Genomic DNA, 11,581 nt, shown 5'->3' with positions numbered 1-11,581 from the left:
TCATTCCCCCCGGTTCGAAAATTCCCCCGAACGGATCCGCGGCGGGGCCGGCGCACCGGCCGTTCACTCCTACGGAGCGCCCTGCGGGGCGTCCTGCCGCGCCGTGCAGCCGCGTTGTCCGCCGGTGAGGGTCGCGCACGCGGTGGCCCGCGAGGTGGCGTCCGCCGTGACCATCCCGGTGTACGCGTCGCCGTCCGCGTCGACCTTGCCGCGCTCGGTACGGCCCGGCCCGCCGCCCTTGGCGGGGGCGCTGACCTTCAGCAGGTCACCGGGGGCCGCCTGGGCGATGCGGGCCCACGCGGCACCGCAGACCCTGCTGTAGCGGACCTCGACGTACGCCGTCCCGACCATCGCGTCCGCGGTCGTCCTGGCGTGCTTGCCGCCGCAGCCCATGGCCTCCGGGTCCTTGCCCGCGCAGCCGTTCCCGGAGCACTTCACCCCGGCCGGGAGCCGGGAGGCGGTGGTGGCCGGGGCCTTGACCGGCTGCTGGGCCCGCTTCTGGCCGTCGTCGCCCTGGCCGGTCAGGACCACGGCACCGGCCACGATCAGCAGCGTGCCGACGACGCCCGCGGCGAACAGCGCGACACGGCGCCGGGGCCGCCCGGCGGGACGCGGCGGGCCCGGCTCGTCGGCCACGGGCGGCGCGGGCGGCGCGGGCGGCGCGGGCGGCGCGTTCGATGCCGGTGGTGCGAGCGGGGCGGGTGGTGTGGGTGTCGCGTCCGGTACGGGCAACCTGGGCCACGCGGGCGATGACGCCGCCGGAGCCGACTCCACCAGCGGGTGTTCGGGTCCGGGCACGTCAACGCCCTGGACTCTCTGGCCACTCCGGACGCCCGGGGAGGCGGCCGGGCGGGACTTCTCCGGCTTGCGCCCGTTCTTCTTCTCCACCGGCGGCGGCGCGAACTCCTCCAGCGCGGCCCGCGCCCGGTCGACCCGGATCGCCTCCATCGTGACGTCGTGCCGCGCCTCGGCGCGGCTCCAGGCCCGCTCCGCCAGCTCCCACAGAGTGCCGAGGTGACCCGCGTCCGCGCCCGTCGCCTCGGCCAGCGCCTCCACCGCGCCCTGCGGCGGCAGGAGTCTGCCGCCGAGGTAGCGCTCCCAGGAGGTCTTGCTGTAGCCCGTGCGGTCGGCGATGGCCACGACGCTCATCCCGCTGTGGTCGACGAGCCCGCGTAACTGCCCGGTGAACTCCCGCACCTGCGGGTCGAGTTCCTCGGGCAGGTCCCTCCAACGAGGCATGTGCCTCCCCCTGTCCCCCCGTACGTACCTGGTGGTTCCCCTTGTTCTGGTCCCTCTGCCGGCGTCCCGGGCGTCGATCTGACTACCCAAAGAGATGCCTTGCCCCAGGATGTCAGCTCCTCCGGCGGGAGCGCATCGGAGCATTTCGGGCCCGGGAGCGCACCCCCGCGGCGTCCGCTCGTCGTTGCTCAGCCGATACCTCGTTGCGGAACGGTCACTTCCGAGCCACAGGCCGTCGACGTCCATTGATCCCGCACAGCTGACACACAACCCTGATCACCAGGCGGTCCGTCCTTCTTCGGGGGAGAGGGCGGACCGCCGCCGGGGCGCGGGAGGGATGCGAACAAGCCAACGGCGGCCCGTCCTCCCGCGGGGGGTGAGGACGGGCCGCCGTTCGGTTGGCAGCCGCGCGGAGGGCGCGGAGGGCGCGGACTAGCGGACCGTGAAGTGCACCACGTCCTGAAGGAACGGGAGCTTGATCCAGGGGTCCGGCTGGACCATCAGCGACAGCAGCACGATCACCGCGCCGAGCCCGCCGTACGTCAGCAGGTCGGTGAAGCGCGACCGTACGGCCAGCATCCCGACCTCCGGCAGCGCCCACCGCAGCGCCGCGCCCGCCAGCAGGGACAGCCCGATCAGCGCCGTGCCCAGCCGGAATCCGTCCAGCGCGACGATCAGCAGCCCCAGCGCGACGCCGCCCACCACCGCCAGGAACGGCCACTGCCGGGCGGTCGCCGGGGCGCTGCCGGGCGCGGCCCGGCCGCCGCCCTGCGGACGCGCGGTGTCCCGGGTGATCAGCGGGAAGCGGCGGGACTTGCGGAGCAGCAGCCCGGGCAGCTCCCCGACCGTCGGCTTGCCCGCCGGGGCCCGGCCGCCCGCCGGAGCCTGATCGGCCGCCGGAGCCTGATCGGCCGTCTTCTGATCAGCGGTCTTCTGATCAGCGGTCTCCTGACCGGCCTCGGGCGTTCCGGCCGCGGGCTCTCCGCTCGCCTCAGCCGTCATGACCGGCACCGCCGTCGGCGGCCGCCTTCGCGTCCCGCTCCGCCGCCTCCACGACGTTGACCAGCAGCTGAGCGCGTGTCATCGGGCCGACGCCGCCCGGGTTCGGCGAGATCCAGGCCGCGACCTCGGTCACATCGGGGTGCACATCCCCGGCGATCTTGCCGTGCTCGTCCCGGCTGACGCCCACGTCGAGCACCGCGGCGCCCGGCTTGACGTCCTCCGCCTTCACCAGGTGCCGCACTCCGGCGGCCGCCACGATGATGTCGGCCTGGCGCAGCTGCGCGGACAGGTCGCGGGTGCCGGTGTGGCACAGGGTGACCGTCGCGTTCTCGGAGCGGCGGGTGAGCAGCAGCCCGATCGACCGGCCCACGGTGATGCCGCGGCCGACGACCACCACATGCGCGCCGTTGATCTCCACGCCGTGGTGGCGCAGCAGCTGGATGATGCCCTGCGGGGTGCACGGCAGCGGCGCGGTCTCGTTCAGCACCAGCTTGCCGAGGCTCATCGGGTGCAGCCCGTCGGCGTCCTTGGCCGGGTCGATCAGCTCCAGCACCCGGTTGGTGTCGATGCCCTTGGGCAGCGGCAGCTGGACGATGTAGCCCGTGCAGGACGGGTCCTCGTTCAGCTCGCGGACCGCCGCCTCGATCTCCTCCTGGGTGGCGGTGTCGGGCAGGTCGCGGCGGATGGAGGCGATGCCCACCTGCGCGCAGTCGCGGTGCTTGCCCGCGACGTACCACTTGCTGCCCGGGTCGTCGCCGACGAGCAGGGTTCCGAGGCCGGGATGGACGCCCTTGGCCTTCAGCGCCTCCACGCGGCTGACGAGATCGGACTTGATCGCGGCGGCGGTTGCCTTGCCATCGAGAATCTGGGCGGTCATGGCTTCATCCTCCCGGATGCGGGGACATCGATTCCACTCAGGGCCCTTCGGGGGCGCGGAGCGGGGGTGGGCGGCGGAGGCCGCACCCCAGGGTCTCGGGGTGCGGCCTCCGGTGTCGTACGTCGCGCGGGGCGGCTCAGTGGAAGAAGTGCCGCGTACCGGTGAAGTACATGGTCACGCCCGCCTTCTCGGCCGCCTCGACCACCTGCTCGTCGCGGACCGAGCCGCCCGGCTGCACCACGGCCTTGACGCCCGCCTCGGCCAGCACCTCGAAGCCGTCCGGGAACGGGAAGAAGGCGTCGGAGGCGGCGTACGAACCGGCCGCCCGCTCCTCGCCCGCCCGGGCCACGGCCAGCTTCGCCGAGTCGACGCGGTTGACCTGGCCCATGCCGACGCCGACCGTGGCGTTGTCCTTGGCGAGCAGGATCGCGTTGGACTTGACCGCCCGGCAGGCGCGCCAGGCGAAGGCCAGCTCGGCGAGGCCGTCGGCGTCCAGCGCCTCGCCGGTCGCCAGGGTCCAGTGGGCCGGGTCGTCGCCCTCGGCCTGGAACCGGTCCTTCGCCTGGACCAGCGTGCCGCCCTCGATGGGGCGCTGCTCGGTGGCGGCCGCGGGGGCGTCGGCGCAGCGCAGCACGCGGATGTTCTTCTTACGGGCCAGCACCTCGACCGCGCCGTCCTCGTACGCGGGGGCCACGATGACCTCGGTGAAGATCTCGGCGACCTGCTCCGCCATGGCGACCGTCACGGGACGGTTGACGGCGATCACGCCGCCGAACGCCGACAGCGAGTCGCACGCGTGCGCCTTGCGGTGCGCTTCGGCGACGTCCGCGCCGGTCGCGATCCCGCAGGGGTTGGCGTGCTTGATGATCGCGACGCACGGGTCGGTGTGGTCATGGGCGGCGCGCCGGGCGGCCTCGGTGTCGACGTAGTTGTTGTACGACATCTCCTTGCCGTGCAGCTGCTCGGCGTGCGCGAGGCCCGTGCCGCTGCCGTCGCTGTAGAGCGCGGCGGGCTGGTGCGGGTTCTCGCCGTAGCGCAGGACCTGCTTGCGGGTGAAGGTCGCGCCGGTGAAGTCCGGCCAGTCGCCCTCGTCGGCCGCCGCGTAGCCGTCGGCGAACCAGTTGGCCACCGCCACGTCGTACGCCGCGGTGTGCTGGAACGCCTCGGCCGCGAGCCGCTTGCGCCGCTCCAGGTCGAAACCGCCGTCGGCGGCGGCCTTGAGGACGTCCCCGTAGGCCGCCGGATTGACGACGACCGCCACGGACGGGTGGTTCTTGGCGGCGGCGCGGACCATCGACGGACCGCCGATGTCGATCTGCTCGACGCACTCGTCGGGCGAGGCGCCCGAGGCGACCGTCTCGCGGAACGGGTAGAGGTTCACGACGACCAGCTCGAACGGCTCGACGCCCAGCTCGGCGAGCTGATCGCGGTGCGCGTCGAGGCGCTGGTCGGCGAGGATGCCCGCGTGGACGCGCGGGTGCAGGGTCTTGACGCGGCCGTCCAGACACTCCGGGAAGCCGGTCAGCTCCTCGACCTTGGTCACCGGAACGCCCGCCGCCGCGATCTTCGCGGCCGTCGAGCCGGTCGAGACGAGCTGGACACCCGCCGCGTGCAGCCCTTGGGCCAGCTCCTCAAGACCCGTCTTGTCGTACACGCTGACCAGCGCGCGGCGGATGGGCCGCTTGGTACCTTCGGCGGTCACGGGATCCTTACCTTTCGTCCCTCAATGCGGTAGCCGTGACGGGCCAGACGCCCCACGACCTCGACGAGCAGCGAGCGCTCGACTTCCTTGATCCGCTCATGCAGAGCGGACTCGTCGTCCTCGTCCCGTACCTCGACCACGCCCTGGGCGATGATCGGGCCGGTGTCGACCCCGTCGTCGACGAAGTGGACGGTGCACCCGGTCGCCTTCACTCCGTACGCGAGCGCGTCGCGCACCCCGTGGGCACCGGGAAAGCTGGGCAGCAGGGCCGGGTGGGTGTTGACACACCGGCCGCCGAAGCGGGCCAGGAAATCCTTGCCCAGGATCTTCATGAACCCCGCCGACACCACCAGGTCCGGCGCGTACGCGGCCGTCTCCCGCGCCAGCGCCGCGTCCCACTCGGCGCGGCTCGCGTGGTCCTTGACGCGGCAGACGAAGGTGGGGATGCCGGCGCGCTCGGCACGCTCCAGACCTGCGATGTCGCCGCGGTCGGCGCCGACGGCCACGACCTGGGCGCCGTACGCCGCGGCGCCCTCGTCGGCGATGGCGTCGAGGAGCGCCTGCAGGTTCGTACCGGAGCCGGAGACGAGAACGACGAGGCGGGCAGGGGACCCGGAACGGGCGGGGAGGGGCGGGGAGGCCACGGCGGGGCTCTTTCTCGCGGGCGGTGCTGCCGTTTGTGTGGTCGTACAAGGTCATGGCCCGTCGAATTCGGGGAACTCTACGAAGCCGCCGACCGTCAGCAACGATACCGGCACACGAAGCGGCCCCCGGGGGACGGGGGCGGGCACGGGAGGTAGCGTCTGGACTGCGAATCCAACTGATGCCGTGGGAAAGACCGTCGCGCCCGCCCCGCCGAGCCGTGCGCAGGAGCCGTACCCGGACCGGGTGTGCAGGACGACGACACAAGGGGAAGACACATTCCAGATGCCGGACCGACGCCGCCGCGCGGCACCTCGCCCCACTCCGACCCCCACCCGCACCGGGGGGCGGCGATGAGGCGCGCCCGCACGTCGCGTACGACGCCGCTGCTGCACGAGCAGCAGTCACCGTCGTCCTCCTCGTCCCCCTCGTCCTCCTCCGCCTCGCCCGGGGACCACCACGGCCCCGGGGACCACCACGGCGAGGACCGGCACGAGGACAATCCGTTCGCGCCGCCGCCCGAGGGCAGGCCCGACCAGCCCTGGCAGCCCCGGCACCGGCCCGACGACGGCAGCCACGGCAGTAGCGGAGACGGCGACGAGAACGGCGCCGGGCAGGGCTCCCAGGACGATCAGCGGCAGCAGCCCCCCGCCGCCTGGGGCAGCCAGTGGAGCAGCCGCCAGCCCGGCCGCCAGAGCGGCGGCTTCGGCAGCGGCCCCGGCACCGGCGGCAACCGCCCGCCCGGGCCCGGCGGCCAGGGCGGCGGACCGGCCGGTCCGCGCGGCTGGGATCCCACCGACCCGGCCCAGCGGCGCGCCCGGTACGCACTGCTGGCGGGCATGTGGGCCTTCTTCTTCGCCCTGTTCAGCCTGGCGCAGATCGCGCTGCTGCTCGGCGTGCTCGCCCTGTACTGGGGCATCAGCTCGCTACGGGCCAAGCCGCGCCGTACCGCGACGGCCACGTCCGCCGCGGTGAGCGGCCCGGCGAACGCCCCGCTCAACGCCCCGCCCCCGCCGCCCGGCGCCACTCCGGCCCGGCTGCCCGCGCCCGGCTCGGGCTCCGGCTCGTCGAAGCCGCAGTCGACGGCGGCGATCAGCGGTCTGGTCACGGGCGGGCTCGCGCTCGCCATCGTGGCGGCGACGTTCAGCTTCCAGATCGTCTACAAGGACTACTACACCTGCGTGGACGACGCCCTCACCCAGACCTCGCGGCACGCCTGCGAGACCCAGCTCCCCAAGGAGCTGCGGCCCCTCCTGAGCACCGGCGAATAGCGCACCGACGCACAGCACAGCGCGCCGTGGGGCGCCGCCCCGGACTCGGTGCGGCGCCCCGGCTCACGGCGGCTCGGCCTACGAGGTCTCCTCCGCGCCGTCCGGCTTCCGGTGCGGGGGCGGCGTCAGCGGGTCCACCGGGCCCACCGGGCCCATCGGCCCCAGCTGACCCATCGATCCGGTCGCGCCCACCATGCCGCCCATGAAGTCGGCCATGGTGCCCGCCCCCATGCCGGTGCCGACCCCGGAGCCGAGACCCGGGCTCGTCGCCGGGTCCGGGGCGCGCTCCGGCTCGCGCTTCCGCTTGCCGCCCCGGCGCGGGCCCGGCTTCAGCCACTGCCACCAGGGCTCGGCCATGGCCTTCCGCAGGTCGATCGGCTCGGCCTCCGGCTCCGGCTTCGGCTCCAGCGCCACCCGGGCCAGCGCCTCCTCGTGGGCCGCCCGCTGCTTCGCCCGCGCCTCCGCCCCGGCCCGGGCCTTCGCCGCGCGGGCCGCCTTCCACTCCGCCCAGGTCGCCCGGGAGGGGACGTACAGCCGCACCCAGCGCACCACCAGCGCGCCGGGCACCGCGATCGACCCGGTCCAGGTGAGCGTGGCCGTGCCGGTACGCCACCAGTCGGGGCCGAGGTCGGCGAGGATGCCCACGCCCAGCGGCCCGCCCGATACGGCGGCCAGCAGCGCCATCACGGCAGCGCAGCCGATCGCCGCGAGCGCCGCCAGCACCGCGGTCTCGCCCCAGCCCCACGCGGGCCGGGGCACGCCCCTGCCGGGCCTCCGGGCCGCCGCGACCGCCGTCAGCCACGCCACCGACGCCCCCGCCAGGGCCCCGATCAGCCAGTTCAGCGGCCAGTGCGGGCCTTCGGCGGGCAGCGCCGAGACCAGAGGGAAGTGCGGCAGCTGGGGGTAGGAGGTGACGCCGAGCGGGGCGACCACATTGCCGCCTCCGGCCGCGAAACCGGCGCCGATGCCGTACGCCGCGCCCCACACGATGGCGTTCGGCAGCAGCGCCAGGCTGATCAGCAGCACCGCGAAGCGGCCCTGCCATACGTTGCTGAGCTGGAGGAACGCCAGCTGCACGGAGCCGGTGTGGCTCAGCATCGAGACCGCGGTGAGCAGGGCGCCGCTGCCGAGCAGCACCAGGAGCCCGCTGGCCCCGGCGCGGCACGCGGCGAGCAGCCGCCGCCGTCGGCACCAGCTTCCGCGCAGCCACGACGCGCAGGTGACGACGCCCGCCGCCAGCCGGGTGGCGCCGGGGATCCGGTCCAGCGCGGCCTTCGCCCGCGCGGGCAGCCGTACCGGGCACCGGCCGTCGGCCACCCATACGCCGAGCGCGGCGACGGCCGCGGCGACGAGCGGCAGATGCCACGCGGCGCTGAGCGGGTCGATGTGCAGCGGCCCGGCCGTGGCGTACACCACGGCCGCCGTGCCGACGAGCAGATAGCCGCCCGTCACCCAGCCGAAGGCGATACGGGGGTCGACGAGGGAGTCCTCGGGCACCCACTGGCCCTCGGCCTCCTCCGCCTGGCCCTGGTAGACCGCGTGCTGCGCGGCGCGGTAGAGCAGCCAGCAGGGCAGCGCGCTGATGAGCAGCGGGGTCAGCCCGACGGGCGCCGGATGCCCGGCCAGCGTCTCGGTCCGTACGAGGTCGGCGCCGTGCCCGAGGAGCCATAGGTCGGCGGCGATGTGCAGCGCCCCGTCGGGGCTGCTCTCAGGGGACGAGGAGGTGATCCACAGCAGCAGGACGACGACGGCGAGCGTGCCCAGCCCGAGCCCCGCGGCCACCACGCCGCCGAGGAACGCTTCCCTGGCGACGGAGGGGTGCTGGAGCCCGGCGCTGCCGCGTGAGGACACCGATGGACTGCGATCGGTCGTTTGGGTCACGGGCCCATGCTGCCAATAACAGTCGTTTCATCCGCACATCAAGCGATTGGTCGCGTGTCGGGCCTAATCGGCTTATGTACCTTTTGTGGAGCGGCGTCCTACGGCCACGGAAACGGCCCGGGAGCGCAAAAGGCGCGGGCCCGTACCACCCATCCGGGGGTACGGGCCCGCGCCTGCGTGAGGCGGTGGCGTCAGCCGGCCAGCGCGGCGCGCGCCAGACCGGCGGTCTCGGTCGGGGTCTTGCCGACCTTCACGCCCGCGGCCTCCAGGGCCTCCTTCTTCGCCTGGGCGGTGCCGGAGGAACCGGACACGATCGCACCGGCGTGGCCCATGGTCTTGCCCTCGGGCGCGGTGAAGCCCGCCACGTAGCCGACGACCGGCTTGGTGACGTTGGCCTTGATGAAGTCCGCGGCCCGCTCCTCGGCGTCGCCGCCGATCTCGCCGATCATCACGATCAGGTCGGTGTCGGGGTCGGCCTCGAAGGCGGCCAGCGCGTCGATGTGGGTGGTGCCGATGACCGGGTCACCGCCGATGCCGACGCAGGACGAGAAGCCGATGTCCCGCAGCTCGTACATCATCTGGTAGGTCAGCGTGCCGGACTTCGACACCAGACCGATCCGGCCGGGCTTGGTGATGTCGGCCGGGATGATGCCCGCGTTCGACTGACCCGGCGTGATCAGACCCGGGCAGTTCGGGCCGATGATGCGGGTCTTGTTGCCCTTCTGACCGGCGTAGGCCCAGAAGTTCGCCGAGTCGTGCACGGCGATGCCCTCGGTGATCACCACGGCGAGCGGGATCTCGGCGTCGATCGCCTCGATGACCGCGCTCTTGGTGAACTTCTCCGGGACGAAGATGACCGTGACGTCGGCGCCGGTGGCCTCGATGGCCTCCTTGACCGAGCCGAAGACCGGAACCTCGGTGCCGTCGAAGTCAACGCTGGTGCCGGCCTTGCGCGGGTTCACGCCACCGACGATGTTGGTGCCCGAGGCGAGCATCCGACGGGTGTGCTTCTGCCCCTCGGACCCGGTCATCCCCTGGACGATGACCTTGCTTTCCTTGGTGAGGAAGATAGCCATGGTTTCTGGTGACCTCGTCCCTTACTTCGCAGCCAGCTCGGCGGCACGCTCGGCCGCGCCGTCCATGGTGTCCACCTGCTGAACGAGCGGGTGGTTGGCGTCGGTGAGGATCTTGCGACCCAGCTCCGCGTTGTTGCCGTCGAGACGCACGACGAGCGGCTTGCTGACGTCCTCGCCCTTGGACTTCAGCAGCTCCAGGGCCTGGACGATGCCGTTGGCGACGGCGTCGCAGGCGGTGATCCCGCCGAAGACGTTGACGAAGACGGACTTGACGTCCGGGTCGCCGAGGATGATCTCAAGACCGTTGGCCATCACCTCGGCGGAGGCGCCACCACCGATGTCGAGGAAGTTGGCGGGCTTCACGTTGCCGTGGTTCTCACCGGCGTACGCGACGACATCGAGGGTCGACATGACCAGACCCGCGCCGTTGCCGATGATGCCGACCTCGCCGTCGAGCTTGACGTAGTTGAGGCCCTTGGCCTTGGCGGCCGCCTCGAGGGGGTTGGCCGCGGCCTTGTCCTCGAGCGCCGCGTGCTCCGGCTGGCGGAACTCGGCGTTGGCGTCCAGCGTCACCTTGCCGTCCAGCGCGATGATCTTGCCGTCACCGGTCTTGACGAGCGGGTTGACCTCGACGAGCAGGGCGTCTTCCTTGATGAAGACGGTCCACAGCTTCTGGAGGACCTCCGCCACCTGGTCGGCGATCTCGGCCGGGAACTTCGCGGCGGCGACGATCTCGGCGGCCTTCTCGGGGGTCACACCCTCGATGGCGTCCACCGGGATCTTGGCGAGCGCGTCGGGGTTCTGCTCCGCGACGACCTCGATCTCCACGCCGCCCTCGACGGAGGCCATGGCGAGGAAGGTGCGGTTGGTGCGGTCCAGCAGGAAGGAGACGTAGTACTCCTCCTTGATGTCCGCGGTCTGGGCGAGCATCACCTTGTGGACCGTGTGGCCCTTGATGTCCATACCCAGGATCTGGGTCGCCTTCTCGACGGCGTCGGCCGGGTCGGAGGCCAGCTTGACGCCGCCCGCCTTGCCGCGGCCGCCGACCTTGACCTGCGCCTTGACGACCGCGCGGCCGCCCAGTCGCTCGGCCACCTCGCGCGCCGCCTCAGGCGTGTCGATGACTTCACCGGCCAGCACCGGTACACCGTGCTTGGCGAAGAGGTCCCTCGCCTGGTACTCGAACAGGTCCACGCGCGTCCGTCCCTTTTCCATGGATATCGCGGTCGTTATCAGCGCGGGCGTGCCGCGGTGGCCAGCGTGAGGACGCGATCTATAACGAGGGCGGCACACGTGCGCCGGGTACGCGGCATGTCCGTCTCGCAGGTTATAACCGCGAGACCTGTGCCCCTAAATCGCAGATCACACTGGAGCGGTGATTACGGTCACAGATCGCGACCGTACCCACCTATCTCGCAACCGAAAGCGGGCAGTCCCCTCCCCAACGAGGACTGCCCGCGATCAGATGAAGCGGCTGCGTACGGCGGAGTCGGCGCCGCCGTACGCGGCGGTTATACGGCCTGGGTCATCAGACGGCCGGGAGGGTGCCCGCGGCGCCCGGCAGGTTGGTGGGCAGGTCGGTCGGGAGCTGCGCCGGGACGGTGGGCAGGTCGGTCGGCAGGTGCGCCGGGACCTGCGGGAGGTCGGTCGGCAGCTGGGCCGGAACCTGCGGCAGGTCAGCCGGAACGTTCGGCAGGTCGGTGGGCAGCTGGCCCGGGACCTGCGGCAGGTCGGTCGGCAGCTGGGCCGGGACCTGCGGGAGGTCGGTCGGGAGCTGCGCCGGGACCTGCGGCAGGTCGGTCGGCAGCTGGGCCGGAACCTGCGGCAGGTCAGCCGGAACGTTCGGCAGGTCGGTGGGCAGCTGGCCCGGGACCTGCGGCAGGTCGGTCGG

The 11,581-nt window shown here is 72.9% G+C and carries 9 protein-coding genes and 1 pseudogene; 1 reads left to right on the top strand and 9 read right to left on the bottom strand.

The genetic code is table 11. From position 1 onward, the window contains the following. Window positions 1-69 precede the first annotated feature (69 nt). From ACFZCY_RS34635 to purN, 5 genes are all read right to left on the bottom strand, one after another. Entirely contained in the window at window positions 70-1,239 is a 1,170-nt protein-coding gene (locus ACFZCY_RS34635; RefSeq protein ID WP_391182371.1) for a DUF2690 domain-containing protein, read from the bottom strand. Between the two features lie 432 nt (window positions 1,240-1,671). After that, on the bottom strand, window positions 1,672-2,241 hold the full coding sequence (locus ACFZCY_RS34630; protein ID WP_391182368.1) for a DUF3017 domain-containing protein: 570 nt from the start codon (window positions 2,239-2,241) through the stop codon (window positions 1,672-1,674). Next, on the bottom strand, window positions 2,231-3,118 hold the full coding sequence (locus tag ACFZCY_RS34625; RefSeq protein ID WP_361475743.1) for a bifunctional methylenetetrahydrofolate dehydrogenase/methenyltetrahydrofolate cyclohydrolase: 888 nt from the start codon (window positions 3,116-3,118) through the stop codon (window positions 2,231-2,233). The genes ACFZCY_RS34630 and ACFZCY_RS34625 overlap by 11 nt, the downstream gene beginning before the upstream one ends. Before the next feature lie 136 nt (window positions 3,119-3,254). Continuing rightward, window positions 3,255-4,820, bottom strand: a complete 1,566-nt coding sequence (purH, locus tag ACFZCY_RS34620) for a bifunctional phosphoribosylaminoimidazolecarboxamide formyltransferase/IMP cyclohydrolase (protein ID WP_391182365.1) — start codon at window positions 4,818-4,820, stop codon at window positions 3,255-3,257. Then, window positions 4,817-5,464, bottom strand: a complete 648-nt coding sequence (gene purN, locus ACFZCY_RS34615; protein WP_391182362.1) for a phosphoribosylglycinamide formyltransferase — start codon at window positions 5,462-5,464, stop codon at window positions 4,817-4,819. The genes purH and purN overlap by 4 nt, the downstream gene beginning before the upstream one ends. A gap of 351 nt (window positions 5,465-5,815) precedes the next feature. Between purN and ACFZCY_RS34610 the strand changes: the two genes are divergently transcribed. Then, window positions 5,816-6,733, top strand: a complete 918-nt coding sequence (locus ACFZCY_RS34610; RefSeq protein ID WP_391182359.1) for a hypothetical protein — start codon at window positions 5,816-5,818, stop codon at window positions 6,731-6,733. A 78-nt stretch (window positions 6,734-6,811) separates the two neighbouring features. Here the strand turns inward: ACFZCY_RS34610 and ACFZCY_RS34605 are convergent, their stop codons facing one another. The 4 genes and pseudogenes from ACFZCY_RS34605 to ACFZCY_RS34590 all read right to left on the bottom strand — a co-directional run. Further along, window positions 6,812-8,614, bottom strand: coding sequence for a DUF6350 family protein (locus ACFZCY_RS34605; RefSeq protein ID WP_391182356.1), 1,803 nt, complete (start codon window positions 8,612-8,614; stop codon window positions 6,812-6,814). 191 nt (window positions 8,615-8,805) lie between these two features. Then, window positions 8,806-9,690, bottom strand: coding sequence for a succinate--CoA ligase subunit alpha (gene sucD / locus ACFZCY_RS34600; RefSeq protein WP_055546781.1), 885 nt, complete (start codon window positions 9,688-9,690; stop codon window positions 8,806-8,808). A gap of 21 nt (window positions 9,691-9,711) precedes the next feature. Then, window positions 9,712-10,884, bottom strand: coding sequence for an ADP-forming succinate--CoA ligase subunit beta (gene sucC, locus ACFZCY_RS34595; protein WP_361475733.1), 1,173 nt, complete (start codon window positions 10,882-10,884; stop codon window positions 9,712-9,714). Between the two features lie 334 nt (window positions 10,885-11,218). Beyond that, a pseudogene (locus tag ACFZCY_RS34590) lies at window positions 11,219-11,581 on the bottom strand (hypothetical protein); the annotation flags it as partial.

This window comes from Streptomyces sp. NPDC007983 (assembly GCF_042958345.1).
Classification (GTDB): domain Bacteria; phylum Actinomycetota; class Actinomycetes; order Streptomycetales; family Streptomycetaceae; genus Streptomyces.
The sequence above is the reverse complement of the archived record's forward strand: the minus strand, read 5'-3'. Positions and strand labels throughout refer to the sequence as shown.